This window comes from Streptomyces sp. NPDC043746, assembly GCF_056436485.1.
Window position 1 is genome coordinate 382,587 of record NZ_JBWKCM010000002.1, and the last position, 19,639, is coordinate 402,225.

The window sequence follows — 19,639 nt, forward strand, 5'->3', positions numbered from 1 at the left end:
GCCCTGACACCGCCCGCCCCCCTTCGGCACACTGGGTGCATGGACGATCACGCGGCGAAGTCGCCCCACCATCTCACGATCCGTGTCACGCGTCGCGACGATCCGGTCTCCGAGGTCACCGAGGCGGACGCGTTCGCCTCCGTCCGCAAGTATCCGAACATCGTGGTCCGGGGGCCGCTGTTCGGGCTCGCCGAGCAGCGGCGCGGGGAGCGGCCTCGCTGGCGGCTGCTGGGTGAACTCGACACCGGTTTCCCGCAGATGGCCCGGGACGAGCTGAACTCGTACCTCTGGAACAAGGCCAAGGACGAGGCGGAGGACCGGGCCGAGCGGCGCTCGCTGCTGGAGGCGGTGGCCCTGCTGGAGGCCAAGCCGGTCAACGAGGTGACCGCGGCCGGGGTGCGCTACCGCGTCGTGCGGGCCGACGAGTTCGCCCGGATCGGGGGCGGGCGCCTGGAGCCGCCCCGGGCCACCGACCCGGACGAGGACGGCTGGGACCTGGACGCGCCCGAGACCTCCCGCACCAAGGGGTTCGTCATCGACCACGCGGCGGCCGTCGGGCTGACCGAGGGGATCGACCGGGTCGGACTGCTCCACCTCTCCTACACCGCGAGCCGCTTCCCCGACGACGTACGGGCCGATTCCCAGCGGGCGTTGACCACCCACCCGGGCGTCGTGCTCCTCCCGGCGACGTTCCGGGTGGTGGAGCGGAACGAGCAGTCCTGGTCGATGGTGACCGGGCAGCACGCGACCCCGCAGGGCGCCCGGCGCGCCCTCGTCGACCACCTCACCCGGCCCATGCCGGAGCTCCCGGACCTGCCGGGCATGCCCGAGCTGCCCGAGTGGATGAAGGTGGACGAGGAGGAGGCGGCCGTCAACGAGCGGGCCGCGAAGAAGTTCACCGCACGCCGTCGGCCCAACGAACTCGTCGTGCGGGGCAAGCGGTTCGACGTCGTCCGGGTCGAGCGCGTGATGCGCATCGGGCCGGACGGACCGGAGACGCCGCGCCCGTCCGACACGGACGACTACGGCCCTTCCCAGATCCACCCCCGCATGGACGAGCACGGGACCATCACCTACTGATCGAGCGCGCAGGCGCACTCGCAGGGGAAGGTCCCGTGTGCCATGAGGAGGTGGCGGAGGGGGTCGCAGAGAGACGGCGGAGGAGGTGGCGGGGGGTCAGTCGCCCTTCACCGTCACCTTCTCGTCGTTCTTCAGCTGTTCCACGAGCTGCTTCACCTTCGCCTTGTCCCAGACCAGGTTGCCGCCGTTGCTGCCCGAGATCGGCATGTTCATCGACGTGCCGTCGCCACCCGTGACGCCCTTCATCGCGAAGAACATCTGGCTCAGCGACCAGAGGGACATGTCCTTGTCCACGATCAGGGTGTCCAGGCCCGCGCCCATCGTCGGGTAGAGCCTGAACGGGTTGAGGATCGTGGACGGGGTCGCCGTCTGGCTCGCCAGCGCCGCCAGGAACTTCTGCTGGTTCTTCGTACGGTCCAGGTCGCTGCCCGCGAAGGCGTACCGGGTGCGGACGAAGGCCAGGGACTGCTCACCGTTCAGCGTCTGCTTCCCGGCCTGGAAGTCGGCGCCGGACTTCTTGTCCTTGAACGCCTTCGGGATGTCCATCTCGACCCCGCCGATCGCGTCCACGATCTGCGCGAAGCCGCCGAACCCGATCTCGACGTAGTGGTCGATGCGCAGCCCGGTGTTGAACTCGACCGTACGCACCAGGAGTTCGGGCCCGTCCTCGGCGTACGCGGCGTTCAGCTTCACCTGGCGGCCGGTGCCCTGGAACACCTTGCCGGACTGGGACCCCTTGAAGGACGGGATCTCCACCTGGGAGTCGCGCGGCAGGGAGATCAGCGTCGGGCCGCCCGAGCCCCGGTGCAGGATCATCATCGAGTCGGTGCGCTTGCCCTCGGCGGAGCCGGTGCGCAGCCGCTTCTTCTCCTCGGCCGACATGCCCTCCCGGCTGTCGGAGCCGACGATCAGATAGTTCGTGCCCTTGCCCTCGCTCGGGCGCTCGATGACCTTGGCCAGGTCGACCTCGCGCTTCAGCTTGGAGTCGGCCCAGAAGTACGTCGAGACGGAGACCACGAGGAACACGACGACCAGGGTCAGCGCGCCGAGCTTGATCCGGCGGCCCCAGTCCGGCGCCGGGCGGCTCGGCCGGTAACTGCCGTCACCGCCGCTGCCCCCGCGACCGCCGCCCCCGGCACCCCGGCCCCCGGCCCCGTAGACCTGGCCGGTGTTGTAACCGCTGTCGTACCCGGCGTCGGGGTGGTGTCCCTGACCGCCGGAGCCCGGGTAGCGGTCGTCGTACCCCCGGCTCCGCGGGGGGACGTGAGGCCTCTGCGGCGGCACGGACGGCCTCTGCGGCGGGGCCGGGCGGCGCTGGATGTGGGGCATCGCCCGGGCGCTCTCGGGCTGGGGGCTGGCGCTGCCCAGGCCGTAGCGCTCGTTGGGGTCACCGGTCCGTCGATCGGGCCAATCGTTCATCCGAACAGTGTGCCGTCCCGACCCGCAGCTATTACAGGGTGTAAGGGAAATCGCACCGAGGCTGTTGCGAAGCTGATGCATTCCGCGCGATCCCGGCCCCGCACGGACAGGGGGAGCGGCCCCGTGCCGGCAGGGGACTGGCTGCCTGCCCGCACGAGGCCGCCTGCCGCACACGGCCGACGGCCCACACATAAGGTGGACTGTATGACAGATCAGGCCACCCGCCCCGAGGACGAGATTCCGGGCAAGCCCACCGCGGCGTCCCGAACGACCCTCAGCCACATCATGACCGGCAACGACACCAACCTCCTGGGGACGGTGCACGGTGGCGTGATCATGAAACTGGTCGACGACGCGGCGGGCGCCGTGGCCGGACGCCACTCCGGCGGGCCCGCCGTGACCGCGTCGATGGACGAGATGGTCTTCCTGGAGCCGGTCAGAGTCGGTGACCTGGTTCACGTACGCGCCCAGGTGAACTGGACGGGCCGCTCCTCCATGGAGGTCGGCGTCCGCGTGATGGCCGAGCGCTGGAACGAGTCCACCCCCGCCCAGCAGGTCGGCAGCGCCTACCTGGTCTTCGCCGCCGTCGACGCGGACGGCAAGCCGCGCCGCGTACCGCCGGTGATCCCCGAGACCGAGCGCGACAAGCGGCGCTACCAGGAGGCGCAGATCCGGCGCACCCATCGTCTCGCGCGCCGCCGGGCGATCAAGGAGCTGCGCGAGCAGCGCGCGGCCGACGGCATCGACGACTGAGGCGGGCCCCAGGCCGCAGGGGGCTCGAAGCCCTCACGACCCGAGGCCGCGTGGGCCCGTACCCCGAGGCCTCCCGGCCGCGCGGGCCCGTACCCCGAGGCCTCCCGGCCGCGCGGGCCCGTACCCCGAGGCCTCCGCTCGCGCGGTCCGTATCCCGAGATCTCCGGCCGCGCGGGCCCGCACCCCGAAGCCTCCCGGCACGCCCTCAAGGGCAGACCGCCTCGTCCCCCGTCACCGTGGCGAACTGGCCCGAGTGCTTGGTCTCCGCCCGCACCGGCCGCACCTTCGTGAAGTCCGCGCCGGCCGTCACCTCCATCACCGCGCCCTGGCCCTTCACCGCCTTCAGCTCGCTCCCCGGCAGCGCGGCGGCCAGCGACTTCGCCGAGCGGTCCCAGCGCGGGTCGTACGTCACGAGCGTGCGCTGAAGGTTCCGCAGCTCGCCGTTGAGCGGGGCGTTCGTCGTGTTGAAGCCGGTGGCCCGCAGGCCCGCGTCCACGTCCTTGCCGAGGCCGTCCTTCGGGGTGCCGTTGTAGACCTGCACCCGGACCTCCTCCGGCGCCACCTCCACCAGCGTCGCGGCGGGCGGTTCCGGCGCGCCCGCGGCGGGCTTCGGCTTCACCGGGGCCAGCGGCCGGTCCTCGCGCAGCGCCTGGAACAGCTTCTTCGATTTCTCCGCGTCCCACTGGACCGTCGAGCCGATGCCCTTCACCGGGAAGCTGGGGTTCCCGATCGGTACGGAGGTGAACTCCGACGACGCAGGGCTGAAGTCCTTCATCGCCCTGCCGAGCGCCAGCATCTCCTCCGTACCGAACCCCTCGTCGGCCCGGACCGACCCCAGTACGGACGCCGAGACCTGTTGGAACTTCACCGGGTTCAGCAGTACCCCGTTGCCCGTCGCCTGCTTGATCAGGGCCGCAACGAACTTCTGCTGGCGCTGCATCCGGCCCAGGTCGGAGGCGACGTCGACATGGCGGGAGCGGACGTACTGCAGCGCCTGGCCCCCGTCGAGCCGGTGCGTGCCCGCGGGCAGGTCCAGCCCGGTGTACGAGTCCTTCATCGGTTGGGCCGTGCAGATCTGCACCCCGCCCACCGCGTCGACCGTCTTCATGAAGCTGGTGAAGTCGACCTCCAGATAGTGGTCGATCTTGACGCCCGTCATGTGCTCGACCGTCCGCACGGTCAGCGTCGGCCCGCCCTCCGCGTAGGCCGCGTTCAGCTTCACCGGGTGGCTCGCGTGCTTCTCCCCGGTCGTGCGGTCGGTGTGGGCCGGGACCTCGGCGTAGCTGTCCCGGGGGAGGCTCACGACGCTCGCCCGCTGCTTGTCGGCCGAGAGGTGCACCAGCATGATCGTGTCGGTGCAGTGGCAGGGCGCGCCGCCGAGCCGGTACTTCCGCTTCTCCTCCTTGGTGATGGTGTCGCGTCCGTCGGTGCCCACCAGCAGCAGATTGGTGCCGTGCCCGGACTGCGGACGGTTCTTCATGTCCTTGAACGGGTCGACCCGCCCGATCCCGCCCTCCAGGTTGCTCACCACCGCGTGGCCGATGCCTCCCGCGCCCAGCACCAGCACGGAGAGCCCGGTGGCCACCCGCATGCCCCAGCACGGCCGCTCGTCCTGCTTCCGGGAGCGGACCGGCCGCGCGCCCTGCGGGGGGCGGCGGCGCGGGGGAGTGGTGCGGGGGCGGTGCGTGCGCTGCGGGGGACGGGGGGCGGTCACGGGCGGAGACACCTCCGGGTGGTCACGGCGGGGAGACACCTCCGTGGCGCGAGGGGACCATCGCACGTTAGGCCCATACGATCTCCGCCCCGGCCCACGACCCGGCGGCGCGCACCGGTGTCCCCCGTTCGCGGTAACGGGACGGCCGGAAACAGCCGCTTCCCGACCCGCCCGCTCCCCGTACGCGCGGCCCCTCAGCCCGCCCGCCTTCCGTGCGTGCGGTCCCTCAGCGGGTCACCAGGTGTACTTCGGGTCGACCTGCATGCATCCCTTGTCCTCGCCGTTGACGGCGCCCGCCGACTCCGGGGTCTTCTCCTTGCCCTTGGAGACCGGGTAGGGGCCGTCCTCGCGCCAGTCGGCGCCCACGGCCAGCGAGATACCCGAGACGTCGGTCGACCTCTTCACCTGCGAGACCGGGATGCCGAGCGCCTTGGCGACCGCCTGGGCATCGCCCTCCAGGTCCGCGCTCGGATACAGGATCCCGGTCCGCGCCGACTTCGTCACGTCGTCCGGGTCGACGGTGGCCTGGCCGAACCCCGCCTCCTTCAGCAGGCCGGCCACGTCGCCCGCCCGCCCGGAGACCGGGCCGAGGGCGTCGGTGGCGGTCCCGTTCCGTACGACCACGGCGATCTCACCGACCGGGGCGGACGGGTCCTTCGCCTCCTCCGGCTTCCGCTTCGACGCCTTGCCGTCCAGCGGCATGTCCTCGCGGACCATCCGGAACAGCTGCTCCGCGTCGCCCGCCTTCGGGTACACCCGGCCCGCGTGGACCCCGGTGCCGTACACGTTCGGCATCGTGGACATCGTGATGCGCTTGGGCGGGACCTTCTTCAGCTCCTCGGCCAGGTCGTAGAGCTTCTTGACCGTGTCGAGCCCCTTGTCGACCGTCAGCGCGTTTGTCGCAGCCTCGGCCAGTTTCATCAGCTTGCCCGGGTCGGTGAGCTTGGTCCCCTGGCGCAGCTCCCGCACCATCGCGTTCATGTACTGGTGCTGGGCCTTGGCCCGCGCGAGGTCGCTGCCGTCCTCGAAGCCGTACCGGGTGCGCAGCCACTGGAGGGCCTGCTCGCCCTGGACGTACGTGGTCCCCTTCTCCAGCCTCAGCCCGGAGCCGCCGCGTCCGTTGGCCCCGCGCGAGTACACGTTGTCGCTCACACAGACCGGGACCCCGCCGATCGCGTCGGCCATCGAGACCACACCGGCGAAGTCGATCATCATGAAGTGGTCGATGCGGATGCCGGTCAGCTCGTACCAGGCGGCCACCGTGCACCCCGGGCCACCGCGGCTCAGGCTCTGGTTGGTCTGCACGTCCACCGTGCTGGCCGGGAAGACCTCGCCGTCCGGGGCCGTGCACTTGGGCATCTTCAGCATGGTGTCGCGCGGCATGCTGATCACGGAGAGGTTGGAGCGGTCCGCGGAGAGGTGGAGCAGCATCTGCACATCGGCCAGCGGGGGAGCGCCGAAGGTCTCCTTGGCGCCGCCCAGCTTCTGGTTCGCCTCGGAGTCCCGGGCGTCGGAGCCGATGAGCAGGATGTTGAGCGGGGTCTGCCCGGCGGCGTTGGCCTTGTGGTCGGCCATCCGCCTGTCACCGAGGGTCAGATCCTCTTTCCTGATGTTGCCGTTGAGGTGCTCGTAGTACAGGTAGCCGGCACCGCCGGCGCCGAGTATGAGCAGAGCGAGTACGGAGGATCCCCAGCGCAGCACGCGCCGACTGCCGCTCTTGGGGGCCCGGCGGGTGCTCCGCCCGCTCCGGCCCCGGCTGCTCGTGCCCCGCGTCCCGGACCGCCCCCCAGGGGCGTCGGCGGCGGCCTTCGCGGCGGGTGTGCCGGTGGAGCCGCCGCTCCCGCCCCCGTCCTCGTACTGGCCCTCGTCCCCATCGGGCCGGTGTGCGTGGCGTACGCGCGACCGTGTCCCCTCCCCGGGCATACTGCTCCGTCCCACCGGACCCCCCATGCTGTTCAGATTTCCGCCGCGGCGCGGTGACCCGGAGTCACTTGGCGCATACCGCCTTGTCGGCGCTTGCCTTGTCGATGCCCTCCGGCGCCTTCGCCGGTCCGGTGACGGGGATGCCCGCGCCCTTGAAGTCCGCCCCCAGCGTCAGCACCATCGCCTCCAGTTCCGCGGCGTCGGTGGTGCCCGGCTTCATGGCCGTGGCGGGCAGCCCCATCATCTCGGCCAGCGCACGGGCCTGGTCGGCCTGGTTGGGCCCGTACTCCAGCGTCGTCTTCTCGATCTTCTCGGGGGCGTTGGCCTTGTTCGTGGACTTCAGCACGCCCTGCTGGTTCTGAAGCCAGCTGACGGTCGCGCCCGCGGCGCCGGAGATCTGTCCGCCGTTGAGGACATCGACGCGTACGTCGGCGGGCGCGGCCTTCGGGCCCTTGAGCAGGGCGGCCTGCGCGCTCTTGGCGGCCTTCTCCTTCTGCTTCACCTCGGTCAGCGAGGTGTCGGAGCGCACCATCGCGAAGAGCTGCTCCCCCTTCACCGGGTCCACGACCACGGTGACGGGCTTCGGCTCCGCGGGGTTGTCCACCACCGGCATGGTCACGAAGGTGATGTTCTTGGCGTCGACCTTGCCGAGCTCCTGCGCGAGGGTCATGAGCTTCTTCGCACTGCCGATCCCCTGGTCGACGGTGAGGGCGTTGGTCGCCGCGTCGGCCAGCTTGAACAGCTTGGTCGGGTTGGTGAGGGTGTCGCTCGACTTCATCTCGCGGATCATCGAGCCGAGGAACTGCTGCTGGACCTTGATCCGGTCGAGGTCGCTCCTGTTGCCGAAGCTGTCCCGGGTGCGCAGCAGGGCCAGCGCGTCCTCACCCTGGACCGTCGACTCTCCCTCGGGGAGCTTCAGGTGGGACTTCGGGTCGTCTATCGGCTTGGCCATGCAGACCTTGACGCCGCCGACCGCGGTGGTCAGCTCCTTGACCGCGTTGAAGTCGACCATCATGAAGTGGTCCGGCCTGATGCCGGTGATGGCCTCCACCGTCTGCATGGTGCAGCCGGGATTGCGTCCCTCCTGGCCGAGGCTGACGTTGAAGCGGGCGTTCGGGGTGCCGGGGATCGTCTGCTTCGACCCGTCCGGCTGCACGGTCTCGCAGTCGGGGATGTCGGTCACCAGGTCGCGCGGGATGCTCATCGCCGTGGCGTTGGTGCGGTCCTCGGAGACGTGGAAGAGGATGTTGGTGTCGGCGTGGCCCTCGCTGCCCTTGTCGCCGTACCCCTCGTTGCCCTTGCCGGTGCGCTTGTCGGTGCCGATGATCAGGATGTTCATCGGTCCGTCGGCGAGGACGTCCCTGTTGCCCGCGTCGCCGATGTCGATGGTGCTGATGTTGCCGTCGAACCGCTCGTACAGGATGTACGCGCCCACCCCGGCGGCCACCACGACGAACGCGGTCACCCCGCCCGTCCACAGGAGCGCCTTCTTGCCGCGCGCCTTCGGGGCCTTGCGCTTGCGGCGGCCCGCGCCCCCGGCCGCCGAGGCGTCCGCGCCGCGCCCGCCGCTCTGGGAGGCCCGGCGGCTGCGCTGGCCGGGCACCTCGCGCCGCCCGGAGCTCTCACGGAGCCCGGATCCCTCGCGGAGTCCGGCGTCCTCGGAGGCGGAACCGTCGCGCTGGGAACCGATCCGCGTGTCACCGCGGTGGCCGGAATCCGCGCCGACCGCCGTACGCGCCGCGACGGGCGACTCCCCAACGGAATGGTCCAGTCGCAGTTCGTAGTTGCCGGTCTGCGGGTTGAGGACCCACTGGTCGGCGGGGTCGATCTCGTCCGCCTGCCCACGGCTTTGCGCATCCACGGTTGCTCGAGTCCTCCGTCGGTGCCACGCGAGGCGCCTCCCCCGGCTAGGCGCTCGTTCCTTCGCTCCGGCAGTGCGCGACCTGATGGCCGGAAGCGCCGGATCGCGTCACACTATCGGCCTGGTCTGTAAGGGGGCGACGGGCGTGACCCACACCACGCCCCTTACAACCGGGCATTCTTCCCATTACCTATCGATTGTCTTGTCTGTCTTGGGCATTGCTTTACTGCTCACACAAATCGTCCGCGGCGCTCGAACCCGAATAGGTGGGTGTCGGGGTCGGACTCTCGGACGCGGTCCCGTCCGGCTTCCCGTCGCCGTCCGGGCCCGCCTCCTTCTCGGCCTTCCGGAGTTCGTCCGCCGGGACCACGGCCACGGGCTTGTCCTCGCGGAGTTGCTTGAAGAGTTCGCTCGCGTCCGGTTCGACGAGTTCGTCCCGGTTGCGGTTGTTCCGGTACGGCTGTCGCGGCACGGTCAGGAACTGCACCTGGTCGGTCGGCACGTCCCGCATGCCCCGGACCAGGTCGTACAGGTCCCGCAGCGAGTCGAGGCCCGGGTCGGTGGTCAGCGACTTGGTCGCCGCGTCCAGGACCGGGTAGAGCCGCGTCGGGTTGAGCAGGACGCCGTTGCTCTGCATCTTGTTCACCAGGGCACCGAGGAACCTCTGCTGGCGCTCCATTCGTTCGGTGTCACTGCCGTCCCCGAGGCTCTTGCGCGCGCGTACGTAGCCGAGCGCCTCCTCACCGTTCAGCGTCTGCCGCCCGGCCGGCAGCTCCAGACGCGCGTCCTTGTCGTCGATCGGTTCCTTGAGGCAGATCTCTACCCCGTCCACGGCGTCGACCATGTCCTTGAACCCGTTGAAGTCGACGACCATGTGGTGGTCGATCCGGATGCCGGTCAGCCGCTCCACCGTACGGATCGTGCAGGCGGTGCCGCCGAGTTCGAACGCCGAGTTGAACTGCGCGAACCGCTCGCGGGTCTCCTTGCCGTCCTCGGCGCGGCAGGCGGGGATCTCCACCATCAGGTCGCGCGGCAGGGAGACGGCGGTGGCGCTCTTCCGGTCCGCCGCGAGGTGCAGCAGGATCGTGGTGTCCGACCGCTGGCTGCCGCCGTCGTCCCGGCCGTACCTGCTGTTGTCGCCCGCCCGGCTGTCCGACCCGATGAGCAGGATGTTCTGGGCGTCCATGACGACCGGGGTGGGCCGCTCCTTCTCGTACACCTTCAGCTCGGCTGCGGCGCCGGTGTCGGTGGTGATGTTGCCGTCGAGCTTGTTGTAGAGCCACCAGCCTGCCCCCGCGGAGACCAGGACCAGGAAGGACGCCCCGAGGGCGGCCCAGCGCAGCCAGGGCCGCTTCCGCCGGAGAGCGGAACGGTCCTTGGGGTGCTCGGCCCAGGTCTGTACGCGGGTGCTTTCGCTGCTCGCGGGGGCGGCGGGGGTGGCTTCTGCTTCCGCGTCGGGCGCGGGTCCGGGGCCGGGTCCGGGTTTGGTTTCGGCCTCGGGTCGGGACTCGGCCTCGGGGCCGGGCTCGGCCTTCGGTTCGGCGTCGGCCTTGGCTTCCGTCCTGCCTCCGGGGCCGGGCTCGGGCTCGGCTTCTGCTTCGCCTTCGGGCCTGGCCCCGGGCTTGGCTTCGTCCCTGGCCCCGGGCTTGGCTTCGTCCCCGGCCTCGGGCTCTTCCTTCGTCCGGCCCGTGGCCCCCGGCTCCTCCTGCGACCTGCCCGGTGGCGTCTCCCCGGCCGGGTGGTCCGGGTCGGCCGGCGTGCCAGCGCTGTCGGTCACGTCTGCGTCCATCCTTCACGTTCGGCGGCGCGAGGAACCGCCGGTCGCAGGAGTAGACGGCTGAACCTCACGCTTGGTTGTGCACTGCCGGAGAGTGGTCTGTACCGCAGATCATCTACCCCCGGTGCCGCTCGTGGCCGGGGGCTCGGCCCGCTGTGGGCCGGACGAGTGCGCTCAGGGGGCGCCCGGCCGACCCCGCACGGGCGGACGGCGAACCTGGGGCCGCCCGTCACACCGCCGTGTCGGTGACCCGCTCGCTCTCCACCCGCTTGGCCAGCCCCTCCGCGTCGAGCTGCCCGAGGTGGCGGCAGAGGACCACGGACCCGCCCGCGGCCAGCGGCGCGAAGAGCCCGGCGCTCAGCCCTTCCCAGCTGTCGTACGTGTGCCCGGTCAGCAGCCGGGACCCCGGTACGAGCCCGAGGGCGCCGGCGTCCGTGCGGGCCCGGGCGACGAGCCCGGCACCGGTCAGCTCGGTCCCGCCCACGGTCAGTGCGGGCGCGTCCGGGTCCACCGGGGCGAACGGGGCGAAGCGGTCGCCCTGGCTCGGCACCTCCACCGCGTAGTCCGCGAACCCCTCGGGCGCCTGCGGGAACCGGCCGCCCAGCGGGCGCAGCGCCAGCGCGACCCGCTCACCCCGGCAGGCCCGGGCCCGCTCCAGGGTGTCGGGCCCGCTCACCACGAGGTCGGCGGCGGCCGGGTCGCCCTGGACGTCGGCCACGACACCGACCGAGGCGCAGGCAAGCAGCCAGACCGCCGACTGCCAGTGCGCGGGGAGGAGGAGGGCGAGCCGGTCGCCGGGCTCGGCGGCCAGGTCGCCCTGGAGCAGATTGGCGGTCTTGGCCACCCAATTGGCGAAGGTGGCCACCGACAGTTCGACGCGTTCCCCGGTGGCGTCGTCGTAGAAGGTGACCAGGGGACGGGCCGGGTCCGCGGCGAGGGCGGATCGCAGCAGGTCGGCGGCGGTGCGGTCGCTGGGGTTCATCCGCGCAAGGGTACGCGGGGCCGCCGTGCGGGGCGGGCTGAACGGGTGTCACGTACACCGGTTCGGCGGACGCGGCATCGGACACGGCATCAGTTGTGGCTCTTCGTCCGGGTAGCCGCATCTGATCGGTTATGCCCAGGATCATGCGTATGCGTGCACTACTCGTCACCTCAGCCGGCGTCACCTGCGCCATGGCCCTCACCCTGCCGCTCGCCGCCTCCGCGGCGGCCGCCTCCACTGCCGACCTCCACTCCGCGTCCTCCCGCCCTCCCTCCACATCCCCCGCGTCTCCCGGTGCCGGGCCGCCCGCCGTACGGGCCGAGGCGGCCGAACCGGCGGGCTCGACGCAGTCGCTGCCCCTGGCACCCCTCGCCCCGTCCTCGGACCGGGTCGCGGGGGCACCGGCGGCCCTGGGCCTGCCGCAGAGCGACGCCCGCCCGTTCTCCCTGGTGGGTGTGGTCTGGGACGACCCGGAGGCCGAACTGCACGGCACGGTCCAGGTCCGCACCCGCGCCACCGGCACCACCCGCTGGTCGCCGTGGCAGGACGTCGAGACGCACAACGCCGAGCACGCCGCCGACCTCGGCAGCGCCGAGCGCGAGGGGCGTACGGTGCGCGGCGCGACGGCCCCGCTCTGGGTCGGCGACTCGGACGGCGTGGAGGTACGCGTACGCCCGCAGAGCCCGCAAGCGTCGGAGCACCACGAGCCGCCGGGGCCTTCGGAGCACCACGGGTCCGCGCAGCCGCAGGTCCGGGCGGCCACCCCGGTACCGCTCCCGGAAGGGCTGCGCCTGGAACTCGTCGACCCCGGCGAGGACCCCGCGCCGGAGCCCGCCCGGCCCGCCCCGACCGGCCGGTCGGCGGCGGCCGCCCCCGCCGCCTTCGCGGACACCCCGCCGACCGCGGTCGTCCTGCCGGAGGTCCTCACCGCCGAGGTCGCCGCGGCCTCGGCGGTCAACGCGGAACTCGCGGAGCTGGGCGCGAACGCCATCCCCGCCCTCACCCGGAAGGAGACGGTGGCGTCGGTGAACGCGGCGCCCGGGGCGAGGCCGTACATCGGCCCGCGTCCGAAGATCATCACCCGCAAGGGCTGGGGCGCCGACGAGAAGCTCCGGGAGCGCAACTTCGCGTACACGAAGACGGTCAGTGCGGCCTTCGTCCACCACAGCGCGACCGGCAACAACTACACCTGCAACCAGGCCCCTTCGGTGCTGCGCAGCATCTACCGCTACCACGTGAAGAGCAGCGGCTGGCGGGACTTCGGCTACAACTTCGCCGTCGACAAGTGCGGAAACATCTACGAGGGCCGCGCCGGGGGCGTCTCCAAGGCGGTCCTCGGGGCGCACACCCTGGGCTTCAACACCAACACGATGGGCATCGCGGTACTCGGCTCCTACGGGGCCACCAACCCGCCCGCCGCCGCCGTCACGGCCGTCTCCAAGCTCACGGCCTGGAAGCTGGGGCTGTTCGGCGCCAACCCCCAGGGGAAGGTGACGCTGGTCTCGGGCGGCAGCAACAAGTACAAGGCGGGCGTGAAGGTGAGCATGAACGTGATCTCGGGACATCGGGACGGATTCGCAACCGAATGCCCCGGAGCGCGTCTTTACAAGAAGCTCGGCACGGCTCGGACCAGCTCCGCCAAGTTGCAGGGCCGCTGACCGGTTCATGTCGGACCGGTCTGCTTAGACTGGCCAGCCATGTATCCGGGCCAGGCCCCAGCAGGAAGCAGAGACGGTGCTGTGACAGAGGCAAGAGAAGCGATCCTCCTGGTCGGTGGCAAGGGCACCCGGCTGCGCCCGCTCACGGTGCACACCCCGAAGCCGATGGTCCCGGCGGCGGGGGTCCCGTTCCTGACCCACCAGCTGGCGCGGGCCAGGGCGGCCGGGGTGGAGCACATCGTGCTCGCCACGTCCTACCTGGCGGAGGTCTTCGAGCCGTACTTCGGCGACGGCTCCTCGCTCGGCCTGCACATCGAGTACGTCACCGAGCAGGAGCCGCTCGGCACCGGCGGCGCCATACGCAACGTCGCGGCCAAGCTCTCCTCCGGCCCCGACGAACCGGTCCTGATCTTCAACGGTGACATCCTCACCGGACTCGACATCCGGGCCCTGGTCGCCTCGCACAACGACTCCGGGGCGGACGTCTCGCTCCACCTGACCCGGGTGGAGGACCCGCGCGCCTTCGGTCTCGTCCCCACGGACGCGACGGGCCGGGTCACGGCCTTCCTGGAGAAGCCGCAGACACCCGAGGAGATCGTCACCGACCAGATCAACGCCGGGGCGTACATCTTCCGGCGCTCGGTCATCGACACCATCCCCGAGGGCCGCCCGGTCTCCGTCGAGCGCGAGACCTTCCCCGGACTGCTCGCCTCCGGAGCCCACCTCCAGGGCATGGTCGACTCCACCTACTGGCTCGACCTCGGCACCCCCCAGGCCTTCGTACGCGGCTCCGCCGACCTGGTCCTGGGCCGCGCCCCCTCCCCGGCCGTCCCGGGCCGCTGCGGCGACCGCCTGGTCCTGGAGACGGCCACGGTGGCCGCCGACGCCAAGCTCACCGGCGGCACGGTGATCGGGGCCGGTGCGGTGATCGGGGCCGGTGCGCGGATCGACGGCTCGACGGTCCTGGCGGACGCGGTGGTGGAGGAGGGCGCGGTCGTCACGGACTCGCTCATCGGAGCCGGTGCCCGGATCGGCAGCCGTTCGGTGCTGAGCGGCGCGGTCATCGCGGACCGCGCCCACGTGGGCGCGGACAACGAACTGCGCGACGGGGTGCGGATCTGGTGCGGGGCGGCCCTCCCGGACGCCTCGATCCGCTTCTCCTCGGACCAGTAGGCCGACTCCGCCCCGTACGCTCGTACGTCCAAGGACGCTTCCGGCGCCAGAACCTCCGGCGCCAGAACCTGGCACCGGAAACCCCCAGCACCGGAAACCCCCAGCACCAGAAACCCCCGAGGCTCCACCCGTGGCAGGACGATTCGCCCCTCGCACCACCCGCCCGGCCCTGCCCCACCAGGCAGCACCGGCCGCGCGGCGGGCTGCCGAGGCACCGCGGACCGGGGCTGTGCGGCGTGCCGAGGCACTGTCGCCCCGGGCCGCGGGGAGCGCCGAGTCGCCGCTGACCCGGGAGTGGACCCCGTCGGGCCCGCTGGACCTGCGCCTGGTGCTCGGCCCGCTGCGCCGGGGCCCGGCCGACCCGACGTTCCGGATGACCCCGGACGGCGCGTTCTGGCGGGCCACGCGGACGCCGGAGGGCCCGGGGACGCTGCGGGTGGTGGCGTACGGCGACCGGGTCGGGGCCGAGGCATGGGGCCCGGGCGCGGAGTGGCTGCTCGCCGGCCTTCCCGCGCTCCTGGGCGCGGACGACGACCCGGGCGCCTTCACCCCGCACCACCACCTGCTCGCCGCGACCCGGCACCGCCGCCCCGGCCTGCGGCTGCTGCGCACGGGCCTGGTGATGGAGTCGCTGATCCCCTCGGTCCTGGAGCAGAAGGTCACCACGGACGAGGCGTACCGCGCCTGGCGCCTCCTGGTCCGCCGCTACGGCACGCCCGCCCCCGGCCCCACGGCCGCCCTGGGCCTGAACGTCATGCCGGACGCCCGCACCTGGGCGATGATCCCGTCCTGGGAGTGGCACAAGGCGGGCGTGGACACCAAGCGCTCGTCGACGATCCTGCGGGCGGTACGGGCGGCCCCGAGGTTGGAGGAGGCGTCAGCGATGCCCTTCCCCGAGGCCAAGGCCCGCCTGGAACTGATCCCCGGCATCGGCCCCTGGACCTCCGCCGAAACCCTCCAGCGCTCCAACGGCGCCCCCGACGCGGTCACGGTGGGCGACTACCACCTCCCCGGCATCGTGGGCCACGCCCTGGCGGACAACCGCCACGCGACCGACGAGGAGATGCTGGCCCTCCTGGCCCCCTACGAGGGCCAACGCCACCGGGCCACGCGCCTGATCCTGCTCTCGGGCCGCGTACCGGAGCGCAGGGGCCCGAGGATGACCCCGGGAAACATCGCGGCGCTGTAAGGCGCTCCCTGGGGGACTCGCCCTCCCAGCCCGGAAATGCAGCCCGTCCGGCGCTTGAGGACAACAGGGGGGCCGGGGCGGAGCCCCGGTTTCGGGAAGGGGCGGGTAGAGGACAAGCTCCGCGCAGCGGCCCCCCACCGCACCCCGCCCGGCAACGCCCCGCACGCCCCGCACCTCACCGCACGGTGAGAAACGCCTCCGCGTCCCGGACCTCCCGCTCCCGAGGCACCCCCACCGCATGCCCCACCGCCACCGCCCCCAACGGGTCCCACGACGGCGGCAGCGCAAGCACCTCCCGCACCACATCCCGGCAGAACATCGTCGAGGACACCCAGGCCGACCCCAGCCGCTCACCGGCCAACGCCACCAGGAAGTTCTGCACCCCGGCCCCCGCGGCCACCACGAACATCTCGCGCTCCGCCGTGTCCCGCCGCTCGTCCCCGTACGTATGGGAGCCGTCCATCACCAGACACGGCACCGCCAGATACGGCGCGTTGCGCAGCACATCCCCGCGCCGCACCCGCTTCGCGATAGACTCCTCGCTCTTGCCGTCGCGCCGCAGGTCCGCGATCCAGGCGTCCCGCATGGCGTCCAGCAGCCGGGTCCGCGACTCGGCGGACTCCAGCAGCACGAACCGCCAGGGCGTCGTGTGGTGAGGCGCCGGAGCGGTCACGGCCGCCGCGACCGCCCGCCGCACCGCCCCCGGATCCACCGGCTCGTCGCTGAACTCGCGCACCGTACGCCGCAGGGTCACCGCTTCCCGCACGGCTTCGGACGTCCCCAGCCGGAACATGTCGTCGGCCGCACCGCGCACGAGCGCCCGCGCACCGGGGTCGTCCACGCAGGCGGGGGCCACGACATGCGGCAACCCCCGCACCACGGCGACCGGCAGCCCCGTCGCCTTGCCCTTGACCAGGTCCCCGGCGGCGGCCAGCTCGTCCGCCGTCGCCACGACCGTGGCACTGAGGGGATTGCCGTACGCGTCCGAACCACCGCGCAGATCGTCCAGCACCCGGACACCCGCCGCCCCGATGGCGACATCGGTGAGCCCGCTGCGCCAGGGCCGCCCGAAGGTGTCGGTGATGACGACGCCGACCTCGACGCCGAGGGCGTCCCGCACCCCGTCCCGGATGGCCCGCGCGGACGCGTCGGGGTCCTCGGGCAGCAGGAGGACGGTCCCGGCCGGGGTGTTGGAGGCGTCGACCCCGGCGGCGGCCATGACGAGCCCCTGCCGGTTCTCCACGATGCGGAGCGTGCCGCGCCGGGCCACGACCCGTACGGTCTCGGCGTCGATGGCGGCCTCGCGGTCGGCGGCCCGCACGATCCGGCCCTCGGCCTTGGAGACGATCTTCGAGGTGACGAGGAGGACGTCCCCGTCGACGAGCCCCGGCTCGGCCCCGGCGATCAGCTTGGCGAGATCGTCCCCGGCGCGCACTTCGGGAATGCCGCGCAGAGCCCACACGTGGAAAGAGGGCGCAGGCGCCCCGCCGGGGCGGGTACCCGACGCCGCGGATCCCCCACCGCCCCCCACCGGCCTGCCCACGCCCGTCCCCCTCACGCCCGGACCTCCTCGGCCAGCCCCAGCGCCTGCCGGGCCATCTCCGCCGTCGCGTCCACGTCCGTCATCATCAGAGGCACGGCCCGGCACCGGATCCCCGCCGCCTCGACCTCGTCCACCGCGCCCGCGTCCACCGTGTCGACCAGCCACCCGTCCAGCAGCCCCGATCCGTAGTGCCCGGCCACGGCGGCGGCCGTCGACTCGACGCCCACGGCCGCGAGCACCCTGTCCGCCATCCCGCGCACCGGCGCGTCCCCGACGATGGGGGAGAGGCCGACGACCGGCACCCCGGCCTCCGCGATCGCCTCCCGGATGCCGGGCACGGCGAGGATGGTGCCGATGGAGACCACCGGGTTCGACGGCGGGAAGAGGATGACGTCGGCGGCGGCGATGGCCTCCAGGACGCCCGGTGCCGGCTTCGCCTGCTCGGCCCCGACCGGCACGATCGCCTGCGCCTCGACGGAGGCGCGCAGCTTCACCCAGTACTCCTGGAAGTGGATGGCCCTGCTCTCGCCGTCCGTCTCGACGGCGACATGCGTCTCGACCCGGTCGTCGGACATCGGCAGCAGCCGTACGCCGGGCTGCCAGCGGGCGCAGAGCGCCTCGGTGACCGCGCTGAGCGGATAGCCCGCGCCGAGCATCTGCGTACGGACGATGTGGGTGGCGAAGTCGCGGTCGCCGAGACCGAACCAGCCGGGCCCCACCCCGTAGGCCGCGAGCTCCTCCTTGACCTGGAAGGTCTCGTCGGTCCGCCCCCAGCCCTGCTCCTCGTTGATGCCACCGCCGAGGGTGTACATCACGGTGTCGAGGTCGGGGCAGACCTTCAGCCCGAACAGATGGATGTCGTCACCCGTATTGCCGATGACGGTGATCTCCGCTTCGGGCGCGGCCTGCTTGAGGCCGCGAAGGAAACGGGCACCACCGATACCGCCGGCCAGAACAACAATGCGCATGCACGCAGTTTGTCAGGCGGGTACGACATCCACGGCCGTCGGGGCGCATTGCGCGGCGTGCATCGGCATCTCGGTCAGACCCGGGTGGTAGATGTGCAGACTGACGGCCGGTTCGAGCGAGTCGTTGACCACTTCGTGGACATAGCCGGGGGCGAACGCGCGCTGCGCTCCGGCCCCGAGCGACCGGCTCCCGCGCTCGGTGTGCTCGGTCAACTCTCCTTCGAGGACCGTGAGTACACCGGCGGAGCGGCCGTGGTCGTGGCGCCCGCTGCCCTGTCCGGGCACCCAGCTGAGCAGCCACACCTCGTAGCCGGGGCCCGTCTGGAGGCGGTGGTACCAGCGGGTGGTGGTGTCGTACCGGACGAGTCCGGCCCAGCTGGGGCGGTCGGCCGCGATGGAGCGGGCGAGGCCGACGAACTCGGAGACGGTGGAGGGGTGCTCGCGGGCGGGCTTCAGGAGGTGCTGGACCTCAAGGATGTCGCCGGCGATCTGAAGGTCGCTGTCGCTGTTCATGGGGTGCGGTGGTTCCTCGGCATGGGGGGTGCACGTGCGGGGAGTCGCGTGGAGCTTCGGCAGCCGCGGTGAGAAGAAGATCCACCGGGGGCCGGGAATGCGGACTGCGTGATGCGTGGGGAGGGGCTGGATCAGAGCTGGAGCGCTACGGCATCAACAGCTGTGACAGCTGGAACAGCAACAGCGGGCCTGGACAGCGCTGCGGAACCCACGGACGTGGGTGGTGTGCATCGCTGCGATCGCTGACATGAGATCAAGGAGACCGGATGGAATCACTCGATGTCAACCCGATGGCCGGTTTGTGGTGAATGTTTCACTCCTTCCGGTTGCCGCGTCAGGAGAAAGGTTTGTTCATCGCCGACAGCGGAGACGTGGCGGTTCACCCGTACTTCCAAACATGGCCGAGGGTCCGTGACCTGACTGTGATCTTGATCGCTACAGTGATCGAATCGCAACGCAACCGCACCCCTGGTCGTCTTGACCGAGAGAGGGTGTGGTGGAGTGGCGCCGGTGGCATATGTCAGATTTTTGGTGATTTGAACACTTTCTGTATACGCTTGGTTCCGCAGAGTGAATCCCTGGGCCAATAGCAGATCCTCGCTTGACTGGCTCGGAGATACACACTTGTAATTTCACTCGTGTCGTTCGGTCGTGACCAGTCAGTAACGGCCGCATCACGGGACGCAAGAGACAGACGAGGGGCGCACATGACCGAGCTGTTCCAGCAACTGCTGGTCGAGGACGCGGACGAGGAACTCGGCTGGCAGGAGCGCGCACTGTGCGCCCAGACCGATCCCGAGTCCTTCTTTCCCGAAAAGGGCGGATCCACCCGCGAGGCCAAGAAGGTCTGTCTCGCCTGTGAGGTCCGCTCCGAATGCCTTGAGTACGCCCTCGCCAACGACGAACGCTTCGGCATCTGGGGCGGACTGTCGGAGCGCGAGCGGCGGCGCCTGAAGAAGGCGGCGATCTAGCCCCTTCACAGCCCGCACATCTCAGGGCCCCACCCCCCACCGCCCGCAAGCCCACGGCGCACGGCCCACGGCGCACACCGTTCACACCGCTCCACCCGGTCCCGGCAGCCCTTTC

15 protein-coding genes are annotated in these 19,639 nt (G+C 71.6%); 6 read left to right on the plus strand and 9 right to left on the minus strand.

The window, feature by feature from the left end:
• Positions 1–39: 39 nt before the first annotated feature.
• Complete coding sequence (locus AC0682_RS03795; protein ID WP_478530762.1) at positions 40–1,080, plus strand: DUF5954 family protein; 1,041 nt, start codon at positions 40–42, stop codon at positions 1,078–1,080.
• Positions 1,081–1,176: 96 nt separating this feature from the next.
• On the opposite strand, the gene AC0682_RS03800 is transcribed toward AC0682_RS03795, so the two are convergent.
• Positions 1,177–2,499 (minus strand): LCP family protein, encoded by a 1,323-nt coding sequence (locus AC0682_RS03800; protein ID WP_254812423.1) that lies wholly within the window; start codon positions 2,497–2,499, stop codon positions 1,177–1,179.
• Positions 2,500–2,703: 204 nt separating this feature from the next.
• Here AC0682_RS03800 and AC0682_RS03805 point away from each other — a divergent pair, with 204 nt between their 5' ends.
• Positions 2,704–3,252, plus strand: coding sequence for an acyl-CoA thioesterase (locus AC0682_RS03805; RefSeq protein WP_254812424.1), 549 nt, complete (start codon positions 2,704–2,706; stop codon positions 3,250–3,252).
• A 205-nt stretch (positions 3,253–3,457) separates the two neighbouring features.
• Here the strand turns inward: AC0682_RS03805 and AC0682_RS03810 are convergent, their stop codons facing one another.
• The 5 genes from AC0682_RS03810 to AC0682_RS03830 all read right to left on the minus strand — a co-directional run bounded on the left by AC0682_RS03810 (position 3,458) and on the right by AC0682_RS03830 (position 11,509).
• Positions 3,458–4,966: an LCP family protein gene (locus tag AC0682_RS03810; protein WP_478530763.1), complete on the minus strand. Its 1,509-nt coding sequence runs from the start codon at positions 4,964–4,966 to the stop codon at positions 3,458–3,460.
• A gap of 234 nt (positions 4,967–5,200) precedes the next feature.
• Complete coding sequence (locus AC0682_RS03815) at positions 5,201–6,889, minus strand: LCP family protein (protein ID WP_478530789.1); 1,689 nt, start codon at positions 6,887–6,889, stop codon at positions 5,201–5,203.
• A 64-nt stretch (positions 6,890–6,953) separates the two neighbouring features.
• Positions 6,954–8,750 (minus strand): LCP family protein, encoded by a 1,797-nt coding sequence (locus tag AC0682_RS03820; RefSeq protein ID WP_478530764.1) that lies wholly within the window; start codon positions 8,748–8,750, stop codon positions 6,954–6,956.
• Positions 8,751–8,973: 223 nt separating this feature from the next.
• A complete protein-coding gene (locus AC0682_RS03825) occupies positions 8,974–10,539 on the minus strand; it encodes an LCP family protein (protein WP_478530765.1) in 1,566 nt (521 codons plus the stop codon).
• Between the two features lie 217 nt (positions 10,540–10,756).
• Positions 10,757–11,509, minus strand: a complete 753-nt coding sequence (locus tag AC0682_RS03830; RefSeq protein ID WP_478530766.1) for a TIGR03089 family protein — start codon at positions 11,507–11,509, stop codon at positions 10,757–10,759.
• 149 nt (positions 11,510–11,658) lie between these two features.
• On the opposite strand from AC0682_RS03830, the gene AC0682_RS03835 reads away from it, so the two are divergent.
• The 3 genes from AC0682_RS03835 to AC0682_RS03845 all read left to right on the plus strand — a co-directional run bounded on the left by AC0682_RS03835 (position 11,659) and on the right by AC0682_RS03845 (position 15,529).
• Entirely contained in the window at positions 11,659–13,167 is a 1,509-nt protein-coding gene (locus tag AC0682_RS03835; protein ID WP_478530767.1) for a peptidoglycan recognition protein family protein, read from the plus strand.
• 81 nt (positions 13,168–13,248) lie between these two features.
• Positions 13,249–14,340 carry a mannose-1-phosphate guanylyltransferase gene (gene manB, locus AC0682_RS03840; protein WP_478530768.1) on the plus strand — a complete coding sequence of 364 codons (1,092 nt, stop codon included), beginning with the start codon at positions 13,249–13,251 and terminating at the stop codon, positions 14,338–14,340.
• A 130-nt stretch (positions 14,341–14,470) separates the two neighbouring features.
• Positions 14,471–15,529, plus strand: coding sequence for a DNA-3-methyladenine glycosylase family protein (locus AC0682_RS03845; protein ID WP_478530769.1), 1,059 nt, complete (start codon positions 14,471–14,473; stop codon positions 15,527–15,529).
• A 175-nt stretch (positions 15,530–15,704) separates the two neighbouring features.
• On the opposite strand, the gene AC0682_RS03850 is transcribed toward AC0682_RS03845, so the two are convergent.
• The 3 genes from AC0682_RS03850 to AC0682_RS03860 are packed head-to-tail and all read right to left on the minus strand — an operon-like array spanning position 15,705 to position 18,553.
• Positions 15,705–17,060 (minus strand): coenzyme F420-0:L-glutamate ligase, encoded by a 1,356-nt coding sequence (locus tag AC0682_RS03850; protein ID WP_478530790.1) that lies wholly within the window; start codon positions 17,058–17,060, stop codon positions 15,705–15,707.
• Positions 17,061–17,083: 23 nt separating this feature from the next.
• Positions 17,084–18,040 carry a 2-phospho-L-lactate transferase gene (gene cofD / locus AC0682_RS03855; RefSeq protein ID WP_254812427.1) on the minus strand — a complete coding sequence of 319 codons (957 nt, stop codon included), beginning with the start codon at positions 18,038–18,040 and terminating at the stop codon, positions 17,084–17,086.
• Positions 18,041–18,052: 12 nt separating this feature from the next.
• The gene (locus AC0682_RS03860) at positions 18,053–18,553 is read right to left on the minus strand and encodes a cysteine dioxygenase (RefSeq protein ID WP_254812428.1); all 501 of its coding nucleotides are present in this window, start codon (positions 18,551–18,553) and stop codon (positions 18,053–18,055) included.
• A 707-nt stretch (positions 18,554–19,260) separates the two neighbouring features.
• Here AC0682_RS03860 and AC0682_RS03865 point away from each other — a divergent pair.
• Positions 19,261–19,524: a WhiB family transcriptional regulator gene (locus AC0682_RS03865; protein WP_014046372.1), complete on the plus strand. Its 264-nt coding sequence runs from the start codon at positions 19,261–19,263 to the stop codon at positions 19,522–19,524.
• Positions 19,525–19,639 lie beyond the last annotated feature (115 nt).

What these genes read in the sequence shown, in the direction of transcription:
- AC0682_RS03795 (WP_478530762.1), top strand. Translation starts at nt 40, where the DNA reads ATGGACGATCACGCGGCGAAGTCGCCCCACCATCTCACGATCCGTGTC.
- AC0682_RS03800 (WP_254812423.1), bottom strand. Translation starts at nt 2,499, where the DNA reads ATGAACGATTGGCCCGATCGACGGACCGGTGACCCCAACGAGCGCTAC.
- AC0682_RS03805 (WP_254812424.1), top strand. Translation starts at nt 2,704, where the DNA reads ATGACAGATCAGGCCACCCGCCCCGAGGACGAGATTCCGGGCAAGCCC.
- AC0682_RS03815 (WP_478530789.1), bottom strand. Translation starts at nt 6,889, where the DNA reads ATGCCCGGGGAGGGGACACGGTCGCGCGTACGCCACGCACACCGGCCC.
- AC0682_RS03825 (WP_478530765.1), bottom strand. Translation starts at nt 10,539, where the DNA reads ATGGACGCAGACGTGACCGACAGCGCTGGCACGCCGGCCGACCCGGAC.
- AC0682_RS03830 (WP_478530766.1), bottom strand. Translation starts at nt 11,509, where the DNA reads ATGAACCCCAGCGACCGCACCGCCGCCGACCTGCTGCGATCCGCCCTC.
- AC0682_RS03835 (WP_478530767.1), top strand. Translation starts at nt 11,659, where the DNA reads ATGCGTGCACTACTCGTCACCTCAGCCGGCGTCACCTGCGCCATGGCC.
- cofD (WP_254812427.1), bottom strand. Translation starts at nt 18,040, where the DNA reads ATGCGCATTGTTGTTCTGGCCGGCGGTATCGGTGGTGCCCGTTTCCTT.
- AC0682_RS03860 (WP_254812428.1), bottom strand. Translation starts at nt 18,553, where the DNA reads ATGAACAGCGACAGCGACCTTCAGATCGCCGGCGACATCCTTGAGGTC.
- AC0682_RS03865 (WP_014046372.1), top strand. Translation starts at nt 19,261, where the DNA reads ATGACCGAGCTGTTCCAGCAACTGCTGGTCGAGGACGCGGACGAGGAA.